A 24,377-nucleotide genomic window follows, 5' to 3' on the forward strand; every position below is an offset into this window, starting at 1 on the left:
TCTGTCCCCATGGAGATCTTGCTACGCTATCGCGGCCGCGCCGTCACGACCACCGACGCGCATTTCATCCGTGCCTTGATCGCCGCCCACCCCGAGCAAAGCCGGCGGGCGTTGTCGGCGACGCTCTGCCAGGCCTGGGACTGGCGGCAGGAAAACGGCGCCCTGCGCGCGATGGTGTGCCGGGGACTCATGCTGGCGCTCGCGCGCGAAGGGCATATCACCTTACCGCCGGTGCGCCGCACGCCCCCCAATCCCTTGGGTGTCCGCGCGCGCCTCGCACGTGGTGCCCCGGCGCCCCTGGCAATCGATACCACGCCGCTTACGGGGTCCTTGCGCGCCTTAGGGGCGCTTACGCTCGTGTCGGTCCGGCGAACCCCCGCCGAGGCCCTCTTCAAGAGCCTGATGGAGGCCCACCATTATCTGGGCTACACGCAGCCGGTGGGCGAACACGTCAAATGCATGGTCTATGCCGGGACGCGCCCGGTGGCGCTCGGCGCGTGGAGCTCGGCCCCCCGGCATCTGGGGCCCCGGGACCGGTTCCTCGGCTGGTCGCCTGCGGTGCGCCGCCAGAACATCGCGGGTATTGCCTATAACACGCGCTTTTTGATCCTGCCGTGGGTCCAGGTCCCCCACTTGGCCTCGCACGTTCTTTCCCGTATGACCCGGGCGCTCCCCCAGGCCTGGCAAGAGGCCTATGGCCACCCGGTGTATTGGGCTGAGACCTTCGTCGATACCACCCGCTATCGCGGCACCTGCTACCGCGCGGCCAACTGGCAGGTCCTGGGCCAGACCCAAGGGCGCGGCAAGGACGATCAGACCCACCAGGCAAACCGCAGTGTGAAAGACGTATTGGGCTTGCCGCTGACGCGGGACTATCGCGCCCGCTTGTTGGGCGTGGCATGAGCGGGCACAAGAAGCGGGCGCGGCCCGCATCGCCACAACGCCTTGCGGTGCCGATCACGGATATCACCGCCATCGTCGAGCGAACGCGCGCGGTCTTGAGCACCGAAGAACACGCCGCCTTACGCGCGGCCGTCGATACCCTGGCCTTGGTTCAGGCCGAGTTGCAAACCAAGAATGCCTCGCTCGCACGGTTGCGCAAGATGATTTTTGGGGCTCGCACGGAGAAGACTCGCGCCGTGCTCGGGGAGAACGCAGGCGAGGATCGTCATGCGCCAGACACCGAGGCGGCGGGATCCCCCGCTGTCAGACTACCTGTCGCCTCTTGTATGAAACCCTTGGGGGCAGAAAGAGAGTCGACAACCATGATGCGCTACGCCAAAGAACGGAAGGAGTCGGTGATCCGCAAGATGCTGGCCACCCCTGACCTGTCCATCCCAGAGCTCGCCCGGGAGACGGGCATCTCTTGCTGGACGCTGTATGATTGGCGCAAGACAATACGCCCAAAGGAGGCAGCGGATATGCCGGGAGGAAGGCCGCCCGTGAAACGCCAGGCCGCGCAGAAGCTTACCGTGGTGGTGGAGACCGCGGGCTTGAATGAAGCCGAGCTCGGCGAATATTGCCGCCGACACGGCCTCTACCCCGAGGAGGTCAAGGCATGGCGCACGGACGCCTGTCAGGCCCTGGAGGGTGGGTCCATATCCACCAAGGCGCACCGGGAAGCGCTTATGGCCGAGCAGAGGCAGCGCAAGGTCCTAGAGCGTGAGCTCGCCCGCAAGGACAAGGCGCTGGCGGAGACCGCCGCGCTGCTTGCCTTACGAAAAAAAGCCGCGGCGATCTGGGGGGACGAGGAGGACGCATGATCAGCACCCCAGATCGCCAAGCCGCCGTTATGCTGATTCACGAGGCCGTAGCCGCCGGGGCCCGCAAGCGGGTCGCCTGCAGAGAGCTTGGTATTACACTTCGGACCTTGGAGCGCTGGACGCAGACGGGGGTCGTGGGCTCCGACCGGCGGCCGCAGGCGCATCGGCCCGTACCCCCCAATCGCCTCTCGGAGGCCGAGCGGGCCGAAGCCCTGCGTGTGGTCAACGAACCGCGCTTTGCAAGCCTGCCGCCTACCCAGATCGTGCCACGGCTGGCCGACGAGGGGCGCTATATCGCCTCCGAATCCACGCTCTATCGCCTGCTGCGCGCCGCCAACCAGCTGGCGCACAGGGGCCGCGCGAAGACGCCCGATACCCGTCCCATCCCAGCTGGCCGACGAGGGGCGCTATATCGCCTCCGAATCCACGCTCTATCGCCTGCTGCGCGCCGCCAACCAGCTGGCGCACAGGGGCCGCGCGAAGACGCCCGATACCCGTCCCATCCCACGTCACCGCGCGCGGGGCGCCAATACGCTGTGGTGCTGGGACATCTCATACCTGCCCGGCCCCGTAAGCGGCCAATTCTTCTTTCTGTATCTCGTGCTCGACATCTACTCGCGCAAGATCGTCGCCCACGAGGTCCATGAGGAGGAGTCCGGGGATCACGCCGCCGCCCTGATCCGTCAGGCACTCGTGCGCGAGGGCGTGACGGACAGGCGGCCGCTCGTACTCCATCAGGATAACGGCAGTCCCATGAAGGCCTCCACCTTCGTCGCGACCCTCGATGCGCTCGGCGTGCGTCGTTCGTACAGCCGTCCGGGTGTGTCCGACGACAACGCCTATGCCGAAAGCCTGTTCCGCACCTGCAAATACCGCCCCGGCTATCCGGGCGCCTTCGGAAGCCTCGCAAAGGCGCGAGCCTGGATGCTCGCCTTCGTGCGTTGGTATAACCACCACCACAAGCATCGCAACCTGAAATTTGTGAGTCCCGCGGAGCGTCATACGGGCGCCGGTTGGTATAACCACCACCACAAGCATCGCAACCTGAAATTTGTGAGTCCCGCGGAGCGTCATACGGGCGCCGACCACGCCATCTTCGCCCATCGCACCCGGATCTACGAGGCCGCCCGTGCGCAACATCCCGAACGCTGGAGCCGTAGCATCCGGAACTGGTCCTTGCCTGCCGAAGTATGGCTCAATCGCCCGACCGAGGAGTGCCAAGACACCTCACAATGCGACGCGGCCTAAATGATCAGGCGACAGGTACCTTGACAGCCGCCGGGATCGGACGCGACGCCCTTGCTGCCACCAGATCCCTCTTCACCAAAACCCAAGGCCCCCGGCCATGGCCGCAACGCTGTGAGTGCGTACACCGGGGCCGCACAGGTCACGGTGGCGCATCCCGACCTCCACAGCGGGGATGCCTGCCCCCACTGCCTGGAGGGGACACTCTATCGACAGAACGAGCCCGCCCAGTTGGTGCGTATTACCGGCATGGCGCCCTTGAGCGCCACGGTCTATGCCTGCGATCGACTGCGCTGCCATCTGTGCGGCGAGGTCACCACCGCCCCGGCCCCGGAGGGCGTGGGACCCGAGAAATACGATGCCACCGCGACCAGTATGGTCGGGCTGCTGAAGTATGGCGCAGGCCTCCCCTTTAACCGCATCGAGACCTTGCAGGCGGGTATGCGCATCCCGTTGCCGGCCGCGACCCAATGGGACCTGGTGCGTAAGGCTGTCCCCGTGTTGGCCCCGGCGCACACGGAACTCTTGCATCAGGCGGCCCAAGCCCCGGTGCTCTACAACGACGACACGACCATGAAGGTCCTTAAGCTCACCAAAGCGCAGCGGGCCGCGGCGCTTGCCGACGACGCGCACACCGAACGCACCGGGATCTTTACCTCCGGCATCGTCGCGACCGAAGAGGGTCGTCAGATCGCGCTCTTCTTCACAGGCGTCCGGCACGCCGGCGAGAATCTCGCTACGGTGTTAGCGCATCGTGCAGCCGATTTGCCCGCCCCCATCCAGATGTGCGACGGGCTATCACGCAACGCCCCCAGCGACTTCGACACGGTGATGTCCTCTTGTCTCGCCCATGCGCGTCGTAAGTACGTCGAATTGACCGAGACCTTCCCAGAAGAAGTGCGCTTCGTGCTGGAGACATTGCGTGAGGTCTATGGGACCGAGGCCCGCATCCAGGCCGAGGGTCTCGACCCAGAACCGCGACTCCTGCGTCACTAAGCCGAGAGCGCACCGCGCATGGCGATCTTGGAGCAGTGGATGCGCACGCAGTTTGAGGAGCGCCGGATCGAGCCCAACTCGACGCTGGGCGCCGCCATCCGTTACATGCAGAAGCGCTGGCCCGAACTCACGCTATTCCTGTGCGTGCCGGGCGCCCCGCTCGATAACAATGTGACCGAAAGGGTTCTGAAAAAGGCCATCCTGCACCGAAAGAATGCGCTCTTCTACCGTACTCTCAACGGCGCCTATGTCGGCGATACGTTCATGAGCCTGATCCATACCGCCGAACTGAACCACGTAGCCCCGTTCGAATACTTAGTCGCTCTACAGCGTCACGGGGACGCGGTCGCCGCGAACCCCGCCGACTGGATGCCCTGGAACTACCAGGCGACGCTCGCCCAGCAAAACCCCGGCCCTGAACCCCCCGATTAGCCGATCTGCACGGTGGCCGAGCGTTTTACGCATCTCTGCCGGAAGGACACGGATGAGCGCCATGACACGCCCTCGGGGCCGGCGGTCAAGAAGCTCTGCGAGCGGGCCTTGTTGGTCTTCGGGCAGACCGAATACGAGCGCCTGGCGCAGATCTCGGTGAGCCACCTCTACAACCTCCGCAAATCCGTTCCGTACACGCGCAAGCGGCGCCACTTCGCAAAGACCCGGCCACGGCAGATCCCCATCGGGGAACGCCGCAAACCGGTCCCCAACGGACGCCCCGGCTACATCCGTGTTGATACCGTCCACCAGGGGGATTTGGACGGGAAAAAAGGCGTTTATCATGTGAATGCGGTCGATGAGGTCACGCAGTTCGAGGTGGTGTGCACAGTCGAGAAGATCAGCGAATATTATCTCATCCCGATGCTCGAATACTTGCTGGAGACCTTCCCGTTTACGCTGCGAGGCTTCCACTCGGACAATGGTTCGGAGTACATCAACAAACGGGTCGCCGAGCTCCTGGAGAAGCTCTTCATCGCGTTCACGAAAATACTTGCTGGAGACCTTCCCGTTTACGCTGCGAGGCTTCCACTCGGACAATGGTTCGGAGTACATCAACAAACGGGTCGCCGAGCTCCTGGAGAAGCTCTTCATCGCGTTCACGAAGTCACGCTCCCGGCAGTCCAACGACAATGCCTTGGCCGAGAGCAAGAACGGCGCCGTGGTGCGCAAGGTCTTCGGCTACAGCCACATCCCCAGCCGCTTCGCCCACAGGATCCATCTCTTCACGCTCCCGGCAGTCCAACGACAATGCCTTGGCCGAGAGCAAGAACGGCGCCGTGGTGCGCAAGGTCTTCGGCTACAGCCACATCCCCAGCCGCTTCGCCCACAGGATCCATCTCTTCAACCAGGAGGTCTTGAATCCCTACGTGAACTATCACCGCCCCTGCTTCTTCCCCGAGACCTACACGGATGCCAAGGGCCGTGAGCGTAAGCGCTACCGCTATGAGGCCATGATGACCCCGTACGACAAGCTGAAGTCGCTCCCCGGGGCGGAGGCCTATTTGAAGCCGGGTTTAAGCTTTGCCGTACGACAAGCTGAAGTCGCTCCCCGGGGCGGAGGCCTATTTGAAGCCGGGTTTAAGCTTTGCCATACTGGACCAAGTCGCTTATGCCCTCAGCGACAACCAGGCGGCGGACCGTCTGCAAAAGGCCCGCCAGAAACTCTTTCACACCATACGCGAACAGAATCTCAAATCCGGCTGAGGGTGGCCCCTGACTCTCACTCTTCAGACCCATTTAAGGATTGGAAAATACTGGCGGCGGCGGCGCCTCACGAGGCGCCGCGCGGCCCTCCGGCCCGGGCAAGGGCGTGATCTTCGGCCTTGCGGCTCGCGGCCCCCCTTAAAGAATGGCGCGGGAATTCCCATCCCCTTCAGGGGGTTGGGATGAAAGCGCCTATTGGTCCTGGCACTCCTGTATGTATCGGCGGATCACCTCAGCGGATACACTCCCGGCGGTGCCGACATAGTAGGCCTGCGTCCATAACTGTTCCTTCCCGCATTGTCGCTTGAGCTGGGGAAACGGCTCGCGCAGCTTGCGCGCAGTATATCCCTTGAGCAGTCCGACAATAACCGCCGGCGACCATCTCGGCGGCGCTGATACGAAGCCATGCACATGGTCCACGTCCGTTTCCAGCGCCAGCAGGGTGAACCCGTGTTGGCGGCAACAATCCGCGATGAGCCTCTTGCAGGCCCCCTCCACTTCGCCTGTCAGAATCTTGCGCCGATACTTCGGTATCCACACGCAATGATAGGCGATTTGGTAGTGTGTCCAGCGGGTCTTACCGGCTTGCAGGGTCTCGGTCATGCGACGAGAATATCATCCCATGGAACGGGTCCGCATCCTCTCGCTCAAAGGCCTCTCGCGTCGCCAGCAGGCGTTCGTGCGTGTGGGCCAGAAAGAGGCGGCGCGGGTGTGGACGGTCTGCCGTGATCTCCATCAGGCGGCGCGGCAGGACCATAAGCCGTGGCCCAATCGGGATGCCCTGCAAAAAGCCACCAAGGGCCGGTTCGCCCTGCACTCCCAGTCCGCGCAGATGGTGACACACGCCTTTTTAGCGAATGGGGATACGGCACAACAATTACGAAGCCAGGGGCGGACGGACATCCGTTATCCCTACAAGGACAAGACGTTCCATCCCCTGATGTGGCCCGCGCAGGCCATGCGCCTTGAGGGCCAGCGTATCCTTCTCCCCATGGGTCGCGGCCGTCCTTCGCTCATTCTGCCCAAACCGGCATGGCTCGATCAGCCGCGCGCCTGCCAGATCATCTGGAATGGCCTGCACAACGAATGGCATATCAGCGTCACCGAAGATTCCGGGGAAGCGTCGGTGCTGGAACCGACCCACCGGCACGCCACCGTGGATCTGGGGCAGATTCATCAGGCCGCCGTGGCCACCAACGACGGGCATGCGCTGATTGTCTCCGGGCGCGGGATCCGCTCCTTGAAGCGCCAACACAGCCAACAGTTGGGCGAAATTGCTAGCAAGCGCTCGCGCTGTACGAAGGGTTCCCGGCGTTGGCGGACACTCGGCCGGGCGCGGGCGAAACTGACCCTGCGCCAGGTGCGCCGCGTCCGGGACCTGCGCCATAAGGGGACCCGTCAGGTGGTGGATTTCTGCAAGGCCCATGCCGTAGAGGCGGTGTTTATCGGCAATCCCGACGGCGTCCGGCGCAAGAACAGTGGTCGGCACCACAATCAACGCATGAGTCAGTGGGAGTACGGCCGGGATATCGATTACCTGCAACAGAAGGCCGAACAAGACCGTATCGTGAGCTTCATTGGCGACGAACGAGGAACATCCAGCCAATGTCCCGTATGCGGCCATCGTCATAAGCCCAGAGGGCGGAATTGGCGATGCCAAGCCTGTGGCTTTGAAGGCCACAGGGATATCGTGGGCGCGGTGAACATGCACCCCATCGCCTACGATGGTCAGGTGGTGCCGTTTCCCAAACGCATCACGCATTGTGGGCCGCATGGCCCATATCTCCGTCCGGGATCTCTCCGGCGGAGTAGTCGCCCGGGCACGGGCCACCGGATGGATTCGTCTGTCCGGCGTTGTCTTGCCGAGACACGGAATCAAGCGCCGCAGGATATCTGTGCGGGCTCCCTGGAGCATGCCCATGAACCGTGTCATTCGGTAAGAAGCTTACCCGCTTGAGCGGGTTGAGAGTGTCACTATAAGGGTAGAGGGGAATGCCGGCTGGCCTGTCGCCGGGCCTCCATCACCCGGGGCCGCGCGTCCGCTGTCAGACGTACGACGGCGTGCCCATGTCGGGCCAAGAGGATCTCCTCTCCCTGCCTCGGCGTGCCTGACGACTTTCGTCCATTGTCCCCCTTGACCTCGGTCACGGACACTTTTGCGACACGCCATGGACAGCACAACGAGGGCGTTGTGTCCACGAAACCCGTCATTCGGCCGGCACGAAGGGGGTTGTCCACAGCCGGCCACGTCGGCACGCTTGCCGATCACCTCGCGAACGGCACCGAGGCCTAGAACCCCTTCCCTGAACCACGCCAACAGGCCTCATCAATGGATCACGAGCCCGACCGAATGGACTGGAGCGCTCGGCGCAACCATGATGGTGCGACATCGGCGACGCCCCCGAACCCCTACAAAGCGGGTGCTCGCAGGGCCCTGCGATAAGACAAAACCGCGATGACCGTGACGAGCCCCATCAAAAATACGAGCACACCACCCGCCACCGAGAACGAGGGCCCGGCGAGAACGCCGGAGACGTCATGACCGCGCTCATGCGCAAACACACCCACCCACTCCACCGCCCCGATCCCGAACGCTGCGCCCACACCGATGCCCGTGATCACCAGATTGAAGCGCCGCTTACGCGCGGCATCACGATAGGCCCAATCATAGACCGCGGCCATGACTACCCCATCCAAGCTATCCAAAAGACTCATGCCGGCCGTGAACAACAGCGGAAACACCATGACATCCCTCATCGGCAGGCCTTGATATTGGGCAGTGGCAGCGATCCCCAGAACCGCGACCTCCGAGGCGGTGTCGAAACCGAGCCCAAAGAGCAGTCCCACAAAGTACATCTCGTATCCACGTCGAATGCGGCGGTAGACGGGCCCGAATAGCACACTCAGAGGCCCCTTTGGCCCACCGTCCTCGGGGGATCCTTGCACGGCGCGCGTCGTTCCGTCACCCCGGAACAGACGTGCCAGGATACGCAAATTCACAGCCCCGATCAGCGTCAAAAAACCGGCTGATATGCCAAGGCCCCAGGCAACTCCGTCGCCGGCCAAGCTATTCATCCACGGCGCATGCACGACGAATAGCGCCACAGCCAACGACAGCGCCATAACGATTGTCGAGTGGCCGAGCGAGAAAAACAGCCCTACATCACCCGCCCGCAGGCCATCGGCACGCAGCTTGCGTGTCACGTTGTCGATTGCGGCAATATGATCGGCGTCAAAGGCGTGTTTCAGCCCCAGGAGGTAAGCGAGCACCCCGGTCTCAAGCAGGGCGCCATGGCGCGCAGTCGCGACGGTCATATCGATCCATGCGCCGACATTGAGTAGAACAGCCACGGTAAGCACCCCGTGCGGTGACCAGTGGCCCCTCCATGGGGTCCTCACATCTTATCCTTTTCACCGGCCAAGCCGTAACGGGCAAGCTTGGCACGCAGGCCCACGCGTGACAGTCCCAATTCGGCGGCCACGCGGCTCTTGTTCCCATCATGGCGGGCCAATGCGTCCCGCAAAACACCCGCCTCCACACAGGCAATGTGGGCCTTCAAAACCCCCCTCGAACCACCCGGAGGTGCCGCGCCTGTCACCACGTCACGAATGTGCGGCGACACCAATTCCGGACCCAGTACTTCGCCCTCAGCCAGCACCACCATGCGCTGGATCTCGTTTGTAAGCTCGCGGACATTGCCCGGCCACGTGTATGCCTGGAAGCAGCTGACTACCTCCGGATGCAGCCGGGTCACAACCTTGCCGTAAAGGCGGGTCGCCTGCTCCAACGCCGCCTGACACAGCCGTTCGAGGTCGCAGATTCGCTCGCGCAAGGGTGGCAGCCGCAGGCGGATCACGGCCAGACGGTAATACAAGTCCTCGCGAAACCGCCCATCACGGACCGCCTGCTCCAGCTCACAGTTGGTGGCGGCAATCAGGCGCACATCCACTTGCGTACGCCGCGGGCTCCCGAGCGGCCGTACCTCGCCATCCTGCACCACGCGCAAAAGCTTGACCTGAAAGGCCGGCGAGATCTCACCGATCTCATCCAAAAAGATCGTGCCCCCGTCGGCCTGTTCGAAAAGCCCGACATAATCGCTTACCGCGCCGGTGAAGGCCCCGCGCCGATAGCCGAAAAGTTCGCTCTCCAGGAGCGTGTCGGGTAACGCCCCGCAGTTTAGGACTACGAACGGCTTATCGGCCCGCGCGCTTCCGTAATGGAGGGCGCGCGCGAAGAGCTCCTTGCCGCTGCCTGATTCGCCGGTTATGACAACCGGGACATCGTAGTCCGCGACGCGTGCCGTCAACTCACAGGCCGCCTCCAGGGGGCTGCCGGGGGCACGCAGAATACTATCCAGTCGAAACGCGCTTTTGAGGCGCGCCCGACGCGCCTTCAGGCGATGCTCGATGGCGGGCATCGCCATATTCATCTCCGAGGTGACAATCTCCCCCTCGCGCTGCAAGGCATACAGTCGCGCGGCGTTTTCGACCGTAAGCAATAGATGGTCGGGATGCCAGGGCTTCATGACGTACTGGTAGATGCCGGCCTCATTGATGCCTTCTATGATATCGGCCGGGTCTGTGTAACCCGACAGGATGATGCGCACGATCTCAGGCCATCGTTCACGCACCCTGCGCAAGAAGGCGACTCCGGTCAGTTCCGGCATGCGTTGGTCACACAGAATCACGTGCACAACCTCGCCCTCGCATATCCCCTCGGCCTCGGCCGGCGTCTGGGCCAGGCGCACGATAAAACGCTCGCTTAAGATCCGCTCCACGGCCTCAAGGACTCGGATCTCGTCGTCCACGACCAGCACCTTGCTCTTTAGCATCAGGCCCCCGTCACGCCCCCAAGCATGCCTTCCCCCGGACCCTCAGCAGATGCGTGGCAAAGGGTCGCCGGCAAGCCAATCGACGACCCGCCGGCCACCCAAGACCGTATCCATCTCCACGAAACACTGATCGTCTGTGAAAACCTCCCCAATGATGCGACTATCCGCGCCCAAAGGGTGGCTGCGCATGGCGTCGAGCAGCGGCTCCGCCGCCTCTGCCCGACACACCGCGACCAGCTTGCCCTCATTGGCGAGATACAGAGGGTCCAGACCCAGGAGCTCACAGGCCGCCTTCACCTGCGCCTTCACCGGAATCACTCTCTCGTCCACGCGTATACCGACGCCGGATTGATGGGCAAGCTCGTTCAAGACCGCGGCAAGTCCCCCGCGTGTAGCATCGCGCAGGCAGTGGATGTCAGGGACCGCCTTGATCATATCCGCGACCAAGCCGTTCAACGGCGCGCTATCGGATACGAGAGTGGTCTCGAACTGCAGACCCTCGCGTGAGGCCAGGATCGCTGCCCCATGATCACCGAGCGATCCGCTCACGAGCACGCGATCGCCCGCGCGTGCCCGATTCCCGGAGATATCGACGCCATCGGCGAGAAATCCGATACCCGCGGTCGTCACGAACACGCCGTCACCCTTGCCGCGCTCGACCACCTTCGTGTCACCGGTGACGATCGATACACCGGCGCACCGCGCCGCGTGCGCCATCGACTCGACGATGCGCCGCAGGTCGGCCAATAAAAGCCCTTCCTCAAGGATAAAGGCCACCGATAGAAACCGGGGCGTCGCACCCATCATGGCAAGATCGTTGATCGTGCCATGCACGGCCAGTGAGCCGATATCCCCACCCGGGAAAAAAAGCGGCGAGATTACATGGCTGTCCGTGGCCATGACCAGCCGGCCTGGAAGGACCGGGAGGCATGTACCGTCATTCAACTCGGGACGGGCACCGGGAGCGAAGGCCGCAACGAACAATTCCGTCACAAGCTCGGTTGTGGCCCGCCCGCCACTTCCATGGGTGAGATCGATGCGACCGGCATGCCAGTCGAAATGTCCCCGAGGCCTCATCCGACCTCCCGCACGGCGGGCGCACGCGCTGTGCGCGTGCGCGGACGGTGGCGCCCGTAGGTATAGGCGGCCGCGCAAGAGCCCTCGGACGACACCATGCACGCGCCGAGCGGATGGTCCGGCGTGCACGCGCCCGCGAACAATTTACAATCCGCCGGCTCCTTGCGCCCCGCCAAAATCTCGCCACACGCGCAACCCTTGTGGTCGACGCCATGCCGCATGGGGATATCGAAACGCCGTTCCGCATCAAAGCGAGCATAACGCGGCCGAATACGGAGCGCGCTTTCGGGGATATCGCCCAGACCTCGCCAAGGAAAACTTTCACGCCGCTCGAAAACCTCGGCCACCAGCGCCTGCGCACGGAGATTACCGCCACGACTCACCGCGCGCGTGTATTGGTTCTCGACCTCGGTGCGGCCTTCGTTTATCTGCCGGATCAACATAAGGACCGACTGCATGACATCGAGCGGCTCGAAACCCGCGATCACGACCGGCCGCCCCCGCTCCCCGGCAAAGATCTCATACGGACGGCTGCCGATCACCGCGCTGACATGGGAGGGTCCGATGAAGCCATCGATCAGGGGCGCCGGGCATGCCTCCAGCACCCGCGCCATGGCCGGCGGCGTCAGGACGTGGTTACAAAAGACCGAAAGGTTGGCAAGATCCAGCCGCTCGGCCGCCTGGATGATGACGGCGGTAGGCGGGGTCGTGGTCTCAAAGCCGATCGCGAAAAATACCACCTCGCGGTGCGGCTCATGCTGGGCGATGCGTAACGCCTCGTCACAGGAATAGGCCATCCGAATGTCGGCGCCCCGCGCCCGGGCCTTGAGCAGGCTGTCTCGTCTTGCGCCAGGGACGCGTAAGACGTCGCCATAAGCGACGAGCGTGACACCAGGGCGTTGGGCGAGAGCGATCGCGGCATCCACCCGCCCGCTCGGCAATACACATACGGGGCATCCAGGCCCATGCAGGAACCGTACCCCCTCGGGCATGAGATCGGCGATCCCATGGCGGGCGACGGCATGCGTATGCCCCCCGCAGAATTCCATGAAGCGATACGTCCGGTCCGGGCGCACGGCGCTGGCAATGGCTCGCGCAAGGCCTCGCGCGAGCCCGTGATCGCGAAACTCGTCTACGAAGCGCACGCGTCACCTCCGATCTCGGCAAACAAGGCCAAGGTCCGTTGCGCCTCGTCAGGATCCAACCGGCTGAGGGCATAGCCCACATGCACGATCACATAGTCACCAATCGCGATCTCGGGCACAAGCGCCACCGAGATCTCGCGCTTGAGGCCCTCCAGAGAGACGACCGCCCGGTCGCCATCCATCAAACTCTCCACGCACGCCGGTACCGCAAGACACATGCTTATTCCCCCCTCTGAGCGCGCAGGGCAACCCACGCCTGACCTGCGCTGATACCACCGTCATTGGAGGGTAAGCTCTGGGCCTCCAATACCATAATGCCCGCGGCGGCAAGGTACGCGCGAACCATCGTCGAGAGTATCTCGTTACCGAAACATCCCCCGCCCAGTGCAACCGCCATTACCTCCTGATCCCTGGCATACTGCGCCGCCATGGCGGCCAGGCCGTGCGCCAGCGTGGCATGAAAGAGCGCGGCCCCGCGACCCGCGTCCGGCTCGTCTACGAGACGCGCCAGAAGCGGCCGCATATCAAGCTCGCGGGATGCGATACGATAGCCCCCGCGCCAGGCGCCGCACGGCCCGTGGCGTCGCGCCACGCCCTCGAGCCACATGGCGGCCTCGCCTTCGTAGGTTATGCAAATGGGCCCGCCAAGCAGCGCCGCGACGGCATCGAACAGCCGCCCCGCGCTCGTGGTGCGGCCACTGCGCGCCACAACCGCCTCGATCGCCCGGGCGCGATCCACTCCGAAACGCCGCGCGACCTCCTCGGCACGGCCCATCTCGACCAACACGGCGGCGGCCACGCGCCAAGGTTCGCGCGCGGCCTGATCGAGCCCGGTAAGCGCTAGCGGCCGCAGATGTCCGACACGCGCCACCCGCGACCCCTCAAGAAGCAGGAGTTCTCCACCCCAGGCGGCATTCCCTGGCGCCCACCCAAATCCGTCGAGTGCCCATCCGAGCAACCGCCCCGCAAATTTGTGTTCGGCCGCCACCGCGGCAATGTGGGCATGATGATGTTGCACACCCGCAATGTCGGCGCCCCACTCATCGGCCAGGCGACGCGCGAGCACTCCCCCATAACCATCCGGGTGGAGATCATGGACCACGACCGCCGGTCGCGTACCGATGAGACCGGCCAGCCGATCTATCGCCCCAGAGAGGGCACGACGCGCATCCGGATGGCCGAGATCACCGATGTGTGGCGAGAGGTACCCGCGGCGCTCATGGATGATGCATACGGTATTCTTGAGATCGGCGCCAAGCGCCAGCACCGGAGGCCCGGCGTCGGCCGCGAATGCCGCGTCGGCATAACCGCGCGCGCGGCGCACAATAATCGGCTGCTGGGCACGCGGCCGCACCACCGAATCGTCGGCACGCGCGACTATGGTCCGGTCATGCGTGAGTATGCCGTCCACCTCCGCTCCGAGCCCCTCACGGACCTCGTCACTATCGGTCATCAACGGCGCCCCCGTCCGATTCGCCGACGTGCATATCCAGAGAGCAGCCTGCGCCCGATCGAGCCATGCGATGCCGCGGGGCCTGTCCGCGGCCTCATGAAAGAGCAGGTAATGCGCTGGGGTATAAGGCAACAAGACACCCAAGGTGGTCAGTCCGGGCGCAATCCGCTCCACCACGCTGGCGGCCTCCTCGCGTCTTGGAAGGAGCACAATGGGGCGCGCCGCGGATACCAACAGCATCTCGCCACCGCTGACATCGACCCACATCCGCGCCGAAGGCAAATTGGCCGCCATAACCGCAAACGGCCTCGTTGGCCTTCGCTTCAATGCCCGCAGGCGCGCGACGACCGACGGCTGCGTGGCGTCACCCATCAGATGGAAGCCACCGAGTCCTTTGACGGCGAGGATGCCGCCATCACGCAGTATGGCCCATGCCGCGGCAATCGCGTCCAGATCCTCACGCGGCCGCCCCGATCCATCCAGCATCTGTAGGCGCGGCCCACATACCGGGCAGGCCACGGGCTGGGCGTGGAATCGGCGATTCGCGGGGTCCTCATACTCGCTTCGACATTGTGGACATAATGCAAATTCAGCCATGGATGTCGCCAAGCGGTCGTAAGGCAACGCCCGAATAATTGTGGTTCGCGGGCCGCAATTGGTGCAGTTCACGAATGGGTAGCGATACCGCCGGTCATCCGTGTCAAACAGTTCGCGCAGGCATGGCACGCACACGGCGGCGTCGGGAGGTGGACCGGTCCTGACTACTCCGGCCTCGCTTGTGGCAATGTGGAACACCCCGTCATCGCTGCGCGGTGCCAAGACCTCCATGTCAATGGCGTCTATGCGCGCAAGCGGTGGTGGCTCGCTGGCCAGACGATCACCAAAACGATCGACGAGCACGCCCGGCCCTTGCACCTCGATCTCCACTCCATCACCACGATTACGCACAGTGCCGCTCAGGCCAAGGCCATGGGCCAGACCATAAACAAACGGCCGAAACCCCACACCCTGGACGAGGCCCTTGACGTGGATCCGACGCCGGACGAAAGCCTCGCGCGCAAAGGGAGCAGACGCCGCCAATTCAACCCCCCACGGCGGCGGCCGTCAGGACCGAGCCATCCCGCTCGGCGGTGAGCCACGCGAGCCAAGCGTCGAACCCATCACCTCGTGTCGCTGAGACGGGAAACACCCGCAGATCTGTATTGACGCGACGCGCATACCCCAGACATACCTCCTCGTCGAACGTAAGATAGGGCAGGAGATCCACTTTATTCAAAAGCATGGCGCGCGCGGCATGGAAAATCCCCGGATATTTTATCGGTTTGTCTTCGCCCTCCGTAACCGATAGCACGACCACCTTATGCGCCTCGCCGAGGTCGAAATCCGTCGGACACACGAGATTGCCCACATTCTCTATGAGGAGAATCTGCGGGGCCTGAGGAAGCAGGCGATCCAGGGCATGCGACACCATATGAGCGTCCAGGTGGCAACCCTTACCGGTATTGATCTGCACGGCCGGAACACCCGTCAGGCGAATACGTTCCGCATCGTTGGCGGTGCTTTGGTCCCCCTCGATCACCGCTATACGCAGACGATCCTTCAGCGCCTCTATGGTGCGCACAAGCAGCGTCGTCTTACCGGAACCTGGGCTTGATATCAGGTTCACGGCCAGTATGCCGCGCTCCGTCAAAACTGCCCGGTTGCGGCGCGCATAATGATCGTTCTGGGATAACAGATCCTGTGCCATTTGCACCATGCGCCTCGTACCCGCGCCGTGCCCATGATCGTGCCCATGATCGTGCCCATGATCGTGCCCATGATCGTGCCCATGATCGTGCCCATGATCGTGCCCATGATCGTGCCCATGATCGTGCCCATGATCGTGCCCATGATCGTGCCCTTTGATCCGCACTCCATCCATAAGCACGGAATCTTCTTCGACACACCCACAGCTATCGCACATCACATCACCTCGATCTGCTGAATGCGTAACGCGTCCCCCGCCAGGACCTGCCATTGGTAGCTCCCGCACACCGGGCACGCGGCCCCATAACCGTCAATCTCGATCTCGCCACCGCACGGCAGACACCACGCCCTCGCCGCCACCGGCACGATCTCAAGTCGCGCCCCTTCGGCCAGGGTTCCTTGCGTAGTGGCCTCGAAACCAAAGCGCAACGCCTCGGGCTCGACATTCGCAAGCGGTCCGATCTCAAGCCAGACCACGACCACGCGCTGGAAATGGCTGCGCCCGGCCTCCCCCTCAAGCGCCCGTAACAGGCCTTCACATAAAGATAGTTCGTGCATCACTCAACCTCGATATCGCAAGCGACACAAGGGTCGAGCGCCATCACAGACATCCGCGCATAGGTTCGGATTGCCTGCACGTCCGCTACCTTCCGACGCATGAGCGCCGCCCATAAGGGACCGTTGGGCCGGAAATTCCGTTCGGTTGGCGATAGCGTCTTGTAGGCTCGTATAGTCCCGTCCGCGATCTCCACGCTGTGCAGCAAGCGGCCACGCGCGGTCTCGACCTGTCCCGTCCCGATACCTGCGGCACGTCGTCGCCCCATCACAGGTCGCCATGACGGGAACTGCAGGCGCCCTGCAAGACATCGCGGCATATCGAGATATTCGACGACCCGGGCTACCAATCGCATCATGAGATCGTCCCGGTGCCGGACATCGAGCGCGCGCAAAAGCGGGTGCCCTGCATACCGTCTCATGGGGCCGCTCTCGCCTCCCGTACGACAGCCATCAGCAGCATGCATTACCTTCGCCTCATCACTTTGCCCGCCGCACGCATCCCAATAGCCACCATACCCCCTCGCTCGCAGACCGTCGAGCAGACGCGCCGGGGCGCATTCCCCTGATCGCATCCAGGCCTCGAAGACGGGCAAGTCACATCGCGATGCGCGCCATTTTAGAGAATCGTGGATACACATCGAAAGATCGGAGGCAGCCGCCGTCAAAGAAAGTGTATCGGAAGCGTCGCAAGACGCGACCGCCCGAGCAGCTGTCTCCACCGAGCGATAAGCCGCAAGAGAGGCGCTCTCGCCGAGCGCGCCCGGCCAATCCACGAACAGACTGAATGCGTGCTGCGTCACGTGTTCCGTCAGTACGGAAATCCACCGGCGACTGCGCTCGGACTGTGTCACGATGAGATTTTGCGCGTATGCGCAGGCCGTGGCTGCTGCGGCGGCGTGGGCGTGGGCGCAGATCCGGTGGACGAGTGCCGCGATCCTGGGTGCCTCGTCTGGACTGCGGCCCACCAATAGTTGCTCCAAGCCCGGGCCTCGATGATAGCGGATATCGACATCGACCACCCTGGCATCCACGATACCGAGACGAACATGGATGCGGTCTGCGCCGATCATCGCTCCCTACTCCTATTGCCGCCAGGCGCCACGGACGAAGGCCCTTCGCGTCAATACCGGCCGCCCCCCGTCCGCCGCAGGGACAGGCGGCATTGGACACGGTGTCGTGGCTTCCGCAAATAGCATATCGAGCGCCGCGCGCGCGGCTTTTCGTATCTCGCGCTGATGGGCGAAATCTGTCAGGGGAGAAAACAGCACCGCAGATTGATATCGGCCTAGACCCCCAACATCAGCCACCAACAGCTCGCAGGTGCCCGCCGGAAACCCCCAACCGCATCCGTCGCCCACGCAAAGCCGATCCCAAGATCCGCGCTCCTTGGGAATTGCAACCACATCGAGGCACCATGGCGTGATCAAGGCCCCGACCCACGCATCCTGCCACGACCTGAAGGCAAGCACCTCCACCGCCAGGTCTTTTCGAAAAAACGGCATCGCCGCCTGCCGGCGCGCCACAGCCTCGAACGCCAGACGCAGGGCCGTGGTCTGGACAGCCATTGACTGCGCATCGGCGCCGCGCGCGACCGTCATCCGCTTAGCTCCCATCCGCAAAGCTGCTTACGATGCGCGCCTTGCTATCAGCGATATCTTCAGGAGTTGCACAGATGGCCGACGGGCAATCCGTCACCTCAAGACTATGCAAGATCAAGTGACCGGACGCATTGTAGTGGCGCACGCGCCAAACATGACGAATACGGGTGTTCACCACCCGGCAGAAACCATAGCCTCCCGACTGTGCCGATATCGCGCCCTCGCCAAGACATTGATCGAGCCACGCGTGATCGCCGGCGGTAAACGGGAGCAGGTCGAGATTGATCACATGGGACGCCCCAGTCGTCGCGAACGCCGCAACTGCCGCCAAAATCTCGGACCAGACGTGGGGTGCATTCATGAGATCCGCAGGCACGTCCGCGCGCTCCGGCATCGTCGGTATATCACTATTGACACCCGCGCGCCGGCGCATGACTTGAGGATAAGTGCCGACCTCAACATAGCCGTCAAACACCATCTTGGCCTCGGCACCCCCCACCCACCAGAGGCCCGCGAAGCACGACTCTTGAATACCGTAACGAGGCTCTCCATCAAGCCGTAGGGCGACATCCCCCACTCCCAACCAGTCCTTGAGCCCCGCGCGTTCCTCCGCATCCAGGTCTCTGACGTCGCACACGGCCTGTTGTCCATGGTGATAGCTTTCAAAGAGGCGCAAAAGCCGGCCGGCGATGCGCTCGGTCACCGTCAACGCCCGGCGGCCCTCAATATCGGTACTGGCATCGATATTCATACTCATCATCCCCTTTTGAGCTTCGGAGCCACCGGATCCCATCGACCCGTGACGGCTTCCCATGGCACGCCGCACGTCTGGGTGCGCAGATGCTCTGGTAACTCCGGTGCGCGATCAGTGAGATCGGCAAACGCATCCGGAGGCGGTTCGCCCCCCGCGGCCAGGACCTCCAAGGCCTCCAGGGCGGCGACGATTCGTAACCCCTCGGCGGCCGTCAGGACCTCTCGCGCCGTCTGGCGATAGACATATACCCAGACCCCGACCGGCTGATCCCCGACAAGCCGCATATCGACCGGCTCGGGCCCACACGGACCCGCGCACAACGCCTGCCCCTCTCCGACCGCGACGACCTGCATGGCGCGGCCTATGCACATGGTCGCGGAACATCGAAAAGTGCCACACCGTCCCCTCCGATAACGGAGTGCGGGGCAAGCGGGTCCGGGGTCCCGGTGCGGGGCTCTACCGCAAAACCCATTCCGGCCACAAAATCCAACACGATGTCACATGCCGGATCGATGCAGGCCGCGACCGGGGGTGTGAGGCCGCTACCGTAGGCCTCGATATCGACCGGCTGGACACCGACCAGCAGCATGGTGCGCGGCGCGCAACCAAGCAGTTCCGCCATGCCCAATACCTCCTGAAAACCCGTCTGATGCAGGCTCATATGCTTTACACCGAGAAATCGCGGCACTTCGGCATCACGCACGATATGCAAGGTGCCGAGTGCAAGACCATAATCGACCGCGTCGATGATCACGAGTACCTCCGCGGCAGCGATATGCGGCAACAGGTACATCCCTTGAGTCCCCCCGTCCATGAGCCGAACCGATGGCGGAAATGCATGACGGGCATGGAGCCTCGTCACCGCGCGCACCCCAAACCCTTCATCAGCCCACAGGACATTACCGATCCCGAGCACAAGCACTGCCGCGCCGCCCGACATCCCCGCACTCACCGCCTGGTGACGGGGCGCCGCTTGTAGCGCCAGCCGCTGATCATGGTGCCAACCGAGCTGTGAGTGGTCATTACATCTTCACGGATCGCGAGATAGACATGCACAATGACGAAACACAGCAGATACCACATCACGAGATGGTGCCAGGTATGCACGTTTTGGCTGTCGCCAAAGAGCGGCACGACCCAGCTCGTGAAATACCGGTGAGCGAAGCTCCCGGCACCCTCCGGCTCCCCATACAAGGCAAAACCCGTGACGATCTCGAACAGACCGCCGCCCAGAAACATGAGCCCGACGATGAGCTGCGCCAAGGGGTTGAGGCCGGGGCCCGTCCGCGGTTCGCTGCGATCAATAAAAAGGTACCACCGTAATTCCGCAAGCAGATCCCGTCGCCACTGTCGGGAGCGCGAGAACGGCACGAATAGCCGCCGGGCATAACGATTACCGACAAGCGCCCAATACAGGCGCGCAGCCAAGCCGATGGTGAACACATACGCCGCCACGAAATGCGCGAACTTGATATCACCCATCAGAAAATGGTCACTCGCCGCCCCGCTCAGGCTCGGCGGGGGACTTGCTATGAAATACCCGCTTGCCATCAGGACCACCAGCGCGCCGGCGTTGATCCAGTGCCACAGACGCACTGGCGCCTCGTAGACGTAAACAGCCTGCGCGTCATCCACCTCTTCGCCCATCATATGATCTCCTCTACCGGACCGTGATCTGCGACAGATCTCGGCCATCAGGTCCCATGACATGCGTCGAACATGCAAGACACGGATCGAAACTGTGCAAGGTGCGCAGGATCTCCACCGGCTGCCCGGGATCCGCCAGAGGGGTGTTGAGCAAGGCCGCCTCGAAGGCCCCAATATTGCCGTGTGGATCGCGCGGCGAACCGTTCCAGGTGGTGGGTACGACCATCTGATAAGCCTCGATCCGGCCCTCGCGGATATGGACCCAATGGCCAAGCGCGCCGCGCGGCGCCTCGGCAAAGCCCACCCCCTTCGATTCGCGCGGCCAAGTCGTGGGCTCCCATTTGGCGACATTGGCGGTCGCGAGATCGCCGGCTTTCAGGTTACTCATCAATCGATCATGGAAATACCGCAGTTTATGGGCAGCCCACGAGGCCTCCAGACCGCGCGCGGCGGTCCGGCCGAGCGTCGTAAAGAGCGCCGCAAATGGCAACGACAGGTCGCTCAGCAATTTGTCTACGGGCTCCTTGAATTCGGGAATACCCCGTGCATAGCCGATCGTAAAGCGCGACAGGGGGCCCACCTCCATGGCATGTCCACGCCATCGCGGGGCCTTGATGAAAGAATACTTGGCGCTTTCGTCGAGCTCTCGAATATCGGTCTTGGTGCCCTTGGTCTTGGCCCCCAAGCGAAAATCCGGGTCGGTGATGCCGACCCAGGGGTGTAGGCCCACGGCCTCGTTGGGGTAGCTGTACCAGGAATGGTCAACGAATTCCTGAATCTGGGCGGGATCGCGTAGATCCACGTCCTGGACTGCGCCCAGGTCACCGTTTACGATCGCCCCGCGCGGAACGAGCAGGCTCGTCTCATAGTCATTCGCGCGATCTGGAAAGTCCCCGTAGGACAGGACGTTGTGGCCCGACAATCCGCCGCCATAGCGCCAATCCTTGTAGTAGCCGGCGATGGCCACGAGATCCGGAAGATAGACCTGATCGATGAAGGCTATGGTGCGATCGATGATCGAGGAAACCAGCTCGAGCTGCACCATGTTCACAGGCGCGCCGGCGGCAAGCGCCCCATCGAGATTGATGGCGCACGGCACGCCCCCGACGAGCCAGTTGGGGTGCGGGTTCTTGCCGCCAAAGACCGTATGGATCTTGACGATCTCGCGCTGAAAGTCCAACGCCTCGAGGTAGTGTGCGGTGGCCATGAGGTTGGCCTCGGCCGGCAACTTGTAGGCTGGATTACCCCAATAGCCGTTCCGAAAAGGTCCGAGCTGCCCCGAATCCACGAAACGCCGCAATCGAGTCTGCACTTCACGATAGTAGCCGGGCGACGAATTGGGCCACGGGGAGAGGCTCTGCGCAAGCGCGCTCGTGGCCTTTGGATCCGCCTTCAGGGCATCGATGACGTCCACCCAGTCAAGGGCATGCAGGTGGTAAAAATGGACGAGATGGTCCTGCGTCCACAGCGTGAGCTGCATCATGTTACGGATGATGTTCGCGTTCTCGGGGATCTGGATCCCCAGGCTGTCTTCCACGGCCCGCACCGAGGTCAAGGCGTGAGTCCCGGTACATACGCCGCACACCCGCTCCGTGAACGCCCAGGCATCGCGCGGATCCCGCCCCTTCAGGATAACTTCGAGCCCGCGCCACATCGTACCGGAGGATACGGCGTTGCGGATGACCTTGTCCTGATCAATATTGACCTCGCATCGTAGATGCCCCTCGATGCGGGTGACGGGATCGACGACCAGGCGCCGGCCGCTGTTATCCAATACGAAACCGTTCGGCGTCGTCACTCGGGTCATGGCTTGTCTCCCTTGTCTTCCTGATCGTGCGTCGTGTGGTCGTTGCGCTTTGAATGGCCAAGGAGCCGTTTTACAGCGCTCGCCCCGGCATGAGCGGCCGCGGCCCCTCCGGTGATACTGGCGGCGATTCCACCGATGTGATTGGCGTCGGCCTGGACACCGAAGCCGGGCACATGGCTCAGACGGCTGTACAAGGGACCGTTATCCCAAAATGCCTCCTCCGAGCAGCCGATGCACCCGTGGCCCGCCTGCACCGGGAACGATACGCCCCCGTTCCAGCGCAAGGTCGAACAGGCGTTATAAGTGGTGGGGCCCTTGCAGCCCATCTTATAGAGGCAAAACCCGCGACGAGCGCCCTCGTCATCCCATGACTCGACATACTCCCCAGCGTCGAAATGGGCGCGTCGATAGCACTTGTCATGGATACGTTGCCCATAGAACATCACCGGGCGGCCACGGGCATCGAGTTCCGGCAAGCGTCCGAAGGTCACCATATAGGTAATGACTGAGGTCATGACCTCGGCCACCGGGGGGCAGCCGGGGATCTTGATCACAGGCTTGTCCGTGATCACCTTGTCGATCGGCGTGGCGCGTGTAGGGTTCGGGCGGGCGGCCTGCACGCATCCCCATGACGCGCACGAACCCCAGGCGATGACCGCTTGGGCATTGGCCGCCACGCGTCGCAGGGATTCGACAAACGGCTTGCCGCCGACGATGCAGTACATACCGTCCTCGTTCAACGGCGGGTTGCCTTCCACGGCCAGGATGTAGTGACCCTTATGACGTTCCGCCACCTCTTCCAGGATTTGCTGCGCCTGATGGCCGGCAGCGGCCATCAGCGTCTCGTCGTAATCGAGCGAGATCATCTTTAGGATCACGTCCTTTGCGAGCGGATGGCCGGAACGGATAAAGGATTCCGAGCAACATGTGCATTCGAGCCCGTGGACCCACAGCACCGGGACGCGCGGCTTGGTCTCCAAGGCATAGGCAATACGATCAGCCATGATCGGCTGGAGCCCCAGGGCCGCGGCCGTCAGACCGCAGAATTTAAGAAAACTGCGGCGTGTTACCCCATGGGCGCGCAGCACACCGTAGAACGTGTCGTCATCAGCCATTCGGCTCTCCCCTCCCGTAATGGATCGTGCTACGGACCATTCTGCAATATCAGGGCCACCCCTCGGTACCAACGTATCACTATGAAATATCAAGGTAATCTTGAACACACATGGCACACGGCATGGAAGGTTCCTTGCCACGCGGCACGAAATTCAGGATAGTTTGTTTCCAGTTACGTAACCCCGCCCGGCCCTGGTACCCCCGCAAACCCTTCCCCTTATATTGCTGCCCCGTCCGCTCCGAGCGGGCGCGCGCAAAGCGCGTCCGTAAGCAACCAGCTGGATCAGGAGAACCTTCCCGCGACAGATATGCGATGCCTCACGGTCGTGCACGGCGCGCAACAGCTATGTGGCGACGATCCTGGGACCCGGACAGCCCTCGCGCGCGGGCACCCCGTGCTGCGCGAAGAACGATCGGATCTCGATCACATCGAATCCGCCGCGCAGGCGCCAGGCGCACGCCGGCGCACGCCGGCACACATACGCACGGGTGCGGCCTGCAGTTGCCGCCCGGCGCGCCCGCCCGTACCACCCAGACACACGGCACGCATCGCGCCAGCCATTCGCCTATGACCATACCGGTGGCTCACTCCACGCCTTGACGTCGGGGCTGGCGCGGCAGATTCCGTGATTATGACGGGTATAAACCGATATCTGGAGCACTATCAGCAAGGATCGTCCGCGGACAGCGAACACACCGCCTCCGCCCAAGTCCGCACCCCGCCCCTCGATGACCGGCATCCTGCGCGCCCGCCCGCAGTGTTGTCAGCAAGGGAAATAAGCCATGGTCGCAATGGTGATACCATGACCGATATTCCGGCATAATGGCGCCTTCAAAGGTTATGACTAACGGCTGTTCCACTGTTCTGCCCTCCGGGGATGCGCGACATCCTGGCATATCTGGATACCCCCGCACCGATGCGCCCGTTGGCAACGTACGAAT

The 24,377-nt window shown here is 63.2% G+C and carries 22 protein-coding genes and 2 pseudogenes; 7 read left to right on the top strand and 17 right to left on the bottom strand.

Translation table 11 applies throughout. The annotated features are described in order from the left end of the window. Positions 1 to 9 precede the first annotated feature (9 nt). The 6 genes and pseudogenes from C4901_RS12190 to C4901_RS12230 all read left to right on the top strand — a co-directional run bounded on the left by C4901_RS12190 (position 10) and on the right by C4901_RS12230 (position 5,702). A complete protein-coding gene (locus C4901_RS12190) occupies positions 10 to 903 on the top strand; it encodes a Druantia anti-phage system protein DruA (RefSeq protein WP_110137566.1) in 894 nt (297 codons plus the stop codon). Positions 904 to 1,310: 407 nt separating this feature from the next. Beyond that, positions 1,311 to 2,134 (top strand): annotated as a pseudogene (locus C4901_RS19510) (helix-turn-helix domain-containing protein); the annotation flags it as partial. Positions 2,135 to 2,204: 70 nt separating this feature from the next. Beyond that, positions 2,205 to 3,011 (top strand): IS3 family transposase, encoded by an 807-nt coding sequence (locus C4901_RS12205; protein ID WP_370445984.1) that lies wholly within the window; start codon positions 2,205 to 2,207, stop codon positions 3,009 to 3,011. Between the two features lie 372 nt (positions 3,012 to 3,383). After that, positions 3,384 to 4,436, top strand: a pseudogene (locus C4901_RS18640) (transposase). A 12-nt stretch (positions 4,437 to 4,448) separates the two neighbouring features. Beyond that, positions 4,449 to 5,357, top strand: a complete 909-nt coding sequence (locus C4901_RS18140; RefSeq protein ID WP_205735981.1) for a hypothetical protein — start codon at positions 4,449 to 4,451, stop codon at positions 5,355 to 5,357. Positions 5,358 to 5,519: 162 nt separating this feature from the next. Next, positions 5,520 to 5,702, top strand: a complete 183-nt coding sequence (locus C4901_RS12230) for a hypothetical protein (protein ID WP_110137571.1) — start codon at positions 5,520 to 5,522, stop codon at positions 5,700 to 5,702. 192 nt (positions 5,703 to 5,894) lie between these two features. Here C4901_RS12230 and tnpA read toward each other — a convergent pair whose 3' ends face one another. Further along, positions 5,895 to 6,305, bottom strand: a complete 411-nt coding sequence (gene tnpA, locus C4901_RS12235; protein WP_205735982.1) for an IS200/IS605 family transposase — start codon at positions 6,303 to 6,305, stop codon at positions 5,895 to 5,897. A gap of 19 nt (positions 6,306 to 6,324) precedes the next feature. On the opposite strand from tnpA, the gene C4901_RS12240 reads away from it, so the two are divergent. Further along, complete coding sequence (locus C4901_RS12240; RefSeq protein WP_168185714.1) at positions 6,325 to 7,659, top strand: RNA-guided endonuclease TnpB family protein; 1,335 nt, start codon at positions 6,325 to 6,327, stop codon at positions 7,657 to 7,659. A gap of 452 nt (positions 7,660 to 8,111) precedes the next feature. Here the strand turns inward: C4901_RS12240 and C4901_RS12245 are convergent, their stop codons facing one another. The 16 genes from C4901_RS12245 to C4901_RS12320 form a co-directional block, all read right to left on the bottom strand. Further along, complete coding sequence (locus C4901_RS12245; RefSeq protein WP_145960715.1) at positions 8,112 to 9,053, bottom strand: HoxN/HupN/NixA family nickel/cobalt transporter; 942 nt, start codon at positions 9,051 to 9,053, stop codon at positions 8,112 to 8,114. A 44-nt stretch (positions 9,054 to 9,097) separates the two neighbouring features. Beyond that, complete coding sequence (locus C4901_RS12250) at positions 9,098 to 10,534, bottom strand: sigma-54 dependent transcriptional regulator (RefSeq protein WP_110137574.1); 1,437 nt, start codon at positions 10,532 to 10,534, stop codon at positions 9,098 to 9,100. A 42-nt stretch (positions 10,535 to 10,576) separates the two neighbouring features. After that, positions 10,577 to 11,611, bottom strand: a complete 1,035-nt coding sequence (gene hypE / locus C4901_RS12255; RefSeq protein WP_110137575.1) for a hydrogenase expression/formation protein HypE — start codon at positions 11,609 to 11,611, stop codon at positions 10,577 to 10,579. Then, complete coding sequence (hypD, locus tag C4901_RS12260) at positions 11,608 to 12,756, bottom strand: hydrogenase formation protein HypD (RefSeq protein ID WP_110137576.1); 1,149 nt, start codon at positions 12,754 to 12,756, stop codon at positions 11,608 to 11,610. The genes hypE and hypD overlap by 4 nt, the downstream gene beginning before the upstream one ends. Then, positions 12,744 to 12,974 (bottom strand): HypC/HybG/HupF family hydrogenase formation chaperone, encoded by a 231-nt coding sequence (locus C4901_RS12265; protein WP_110137577.1) that lies wholly within the window; start codon positions 12,972 to 12,974, stop codon positions 12,744 to 12,746. Before C4901_RS12265 ends, hypD begins: the two co-directional genes overlap by 13 nt. A gap of 2 nt (positions 12,975 to 12,976) precedes the next feature. After that, positions 12,977 to 15,289, bottom strand: a complete 2,313-nt coding sequence (hypF, locus tag C4901_RS12270) for a carbamoyltransferase HypF (protein WP_110137578.1) — start codon at positions 15,287 to 15,289, stop codon at positions 12,977 to 12,979. A 1-nt stretch (position 15,290) separates the two neighbouring features. Then, positions 15,291 to 16,172, bottom strand: a complete 882-nt coding sequence (gene hypB / locus C4901_RS12275; RefSeq protein ID WP_110137579.1) for a hydrogenase nickel incorporation protein HypB — start codon at positions 16,170 to 16,172, stop codon at positions 15,291 to 15,293. Continuing rightward, positions 16,172 to 16,513, bottom strand: coding sequence for a hydrogenase maturation nickel metallochaperone HypA (gene hypA, locus C4901_RS12280; protein ID WP_110137580.1), 342 nt, complete (start codon positions 16,511 to 16,513; stop codon positions 16,172 to 16,174). The genes hypB and hypA overlap by 1 nt, the downstream gene beginning before the upstream one ends. Then, positions 16,513 to 16,932: a nickel-dependent hydrogenase large subunit gene (locus tag C4901_RS17765; protein WP_168185715.1), complete on the bottom strand. Its 420-nt coding sequence runs from the start codon at positions 16,930 to 16,932 to the stop codon at positions 16,513 to 16,515. The genes hypA and C4901_RS17765 overlap by 1 nt, the downstream gene beginning before the upstream one ends. A gap of 663 nt (positions 16,933 to 17,595) precedes the next feature. After that, positions 17,596 to 18,111 carry a [NiFe]-hydrogenase assembly chaperone HybE gene (gene hybE, locus C4901_RS12290; RefSeq protein WP_168185716.1) on the bottom strand — a complete coding sequence of 172 codons (516 nt, stop codon included), beginning with the start codon at positions 18,109 to 18,111 and terminating at the stop codon, positions 17,596 to 17,598. Positions 18,112 to 18,115: 4 nt separating this feature from the next. Continuing rightward, the gene (locus C4901_RS12295) at positions 18,116 to 18,862 is read right to left on the bottom strand and encodes a hydrogenase expression/formation protein (RefSeq protein ID WP_168185717.1); all 747 of its coding nucleotides are present in this window, start codon (positions 18,860 to 18,862) and stop codon (positions 18,116 to 18,118) included. Between the two features lie 5 nt (positions 18,863 to 18,867). After that, the gene (locus C4901_RS12300) at positions 18,868 to 19,236 is read right to left on the bottom strand and encodes a HypC/HybG/HupF family hydrogenase formation chaperone (RefSeq protein ID WP_110137584.1); all 369 of its coding nucleotides are present in this window, start codon (positions 19,234 to 19,236) and stop codon (positions 18,868 to 18,870) included. Beyond that, on the bottom strand, positions 19,227 to 19,805 hold the full coding sequence (locus tag C4901_RS12305; RefSeq protein WP_110137585.1) for a HyaD/HybD family hydrogenase maturation endopeptidase: 579 nt from the start codon (positions 19,803 to 19,805) through the stop codon (positions 19,227 to 19,229). The genes C4901_RS12300 and C4901_RS12305 overlap by 10 nt, the downstream gene beginning before the upstream one ends. A gap of 8 nt (positions 19,806 to 19,813) precedes the next feature. Continuing rightward, the gene (cybH, locus tag C4901_RS12310) at positions 19,814 to 20,515 is read right to left on the bottom strand and encodes a Ni/Fe-hydrogenase, b-type cytochrome subunit (RefSeq protein ID WP_205735983.1); all 702 of its coding nucleotides are present in this window, start codon (positions 20,513 to 20,515) and stop codon (positions 19,814 to 19,816) included. Positions 20,516 to 20,525: 10 nt separating this feature from the next. Next, the gene (locus C4901_RS12315) at positions 20,526 to 22,319 is read right to left on the bottom strand and encodes a nickel-dependent hydrogenase large subunit (RefSeq protein WP_110137586.1); all 1,794 of its coding nucleotides are present in this window, start codon (positions 22,317 to 22,319) and stop codon (positions 20,526 to 20,528) included. Continuing rightward, positions 22,316 to 23,434, bottom strand: a complete 1,119-nt coding sequence (locus tag C4901_RS12320; protein WP_110137587.1) for a hydrogenase small subunit — start codon at positions 23,432 to 23,434, stop codon at positions 22,316 to 22,318. The genes C4901_RS12315 and C4901_RS12320 overlap by 4 nt, the downstream gene beginning before the upstream one ends. Positions 23,435 to 24,377 lie beyond the last annotated feature (943 nt).

It is taken from the genome of Acidiferrobacter sp. SPIII_3 (assembly GCF_003184265.1).
Lineage (GTDB): Bacteria > Pseudomonadota > Gammaproteobacteria > Acidiferrobacterales > Acidiferrobacteraceae > Acidiferrobacter.

Bases quoted from the DNA above. Each gene is read 5' to 3' on its own strand.
- C4901_RS12190 (WP_110137566.1), top strand. From the start codon at position 10: ATGGAGATCTTGCTACGCTATCGCGGCCGCGCCGTCACGACCACCGAC.
- tnpA (WP_205735982.1), bottom strand. From the start codon at position 6,305: ATGACCGAGACCCTGCAAGCCGGTAAGACCCGCTGGACACACTACCAA.
- C4901_RS12240 (WP_168185714.1), top strand. From the start codon at position 6,325: ATGGAACGGGTCCGCATCCTCTCGCTCAAAGGCCTCTCGCGTCGCCAG.
- C4901_RS12250 (WP_110137574.1), bottom strand. From the start codon at position 10,534: ATGCTAAAGAGCAAGGTGCTGGTCGTGGACGACGAGATCCGAGTCCTT.
- hypE (WP_110137575.1), bottom strand. From the start codon at position 11,611: ATGAGGCCTCGGGGACATTTCGACTGGCATGCCGGTCGCATCGATCTC.
- C4901_RS12265 (WP_110137577.1), bottom strand. From the start codon at position 12,974: ATGTGTCTTGCGGTACCGGCGTGCGTGGAGAGTTTGATGGATGGCGAC.
- hypB (WP_110137579.1), bottom strand. From the start codon at position 16,172: ATGTGCGATAGCTGTGGGTGTGTCGAAGAAGATTCCGTGCTTATGGAT.
- hypA (WP_110137580.1), bottom strand. From the start codon at position 16,513: ATGCACGAACTATCTTTATGTGAAGGCCTGTTACGGGCGCTTGAGGGG.
- C4901_RS17765 (WP_168185715.1), bottom strand. From the start codon at position 16,932: ATGAGACGGTATGCAGGGCACCCGCTTTTGCGCGCGCTCGATGTCCGG.
- hybE (WP_168185716.1), bottom strand. From the start codon at position 18,111: ATGACGGTCGCGCGCGGCGCCGATGCGCAGTCAATGGCTGTCCAGACC.
- C4901_RS12295 (WP_168185717.1), bottom strand. From the start codon at position 18,862: ATGAATATCGATGCCAGTACCGATATTGAGGGCCGCCGGGCGTTGACG.
- C4901_RS12300 (WP_110137584.1), bottom strand. From the start codon at position 19,236: ATGTGCATAGGCCGCGCCATGCAGGTCGTCGCGGTCGGAGAGGGGCAG.
- C4901_RS12305 (WP_110137585.1), bottom strand. From the start codon at position 19,805: ATGTCGGGCGGCGCGGCAGTGCTTGTGCTCGGGATCGGTAATGTCCTG.
- cybH (WP_205735983.1), bottom strand. From the start codon at position 20,515: ATGATGGGCGAAGAGGTGGATGACGCGCAGGCTGTTTACGTCTACGAG.
- C4901_RS12315 (WP_110137586.1), bottom strand. From the start codon at position 22,319: ATGACCCGAGTGACGACGCCGAACGGTTTCGTATTGGATAACAGCGGC.
- C4901_RS12320 (WP_110137587.1), bottom strand. From the start codon at position 23,434: ATGGCTGATGACGACACGTTCTACGGTGTGCTGCGCGCCCATGGGGTA.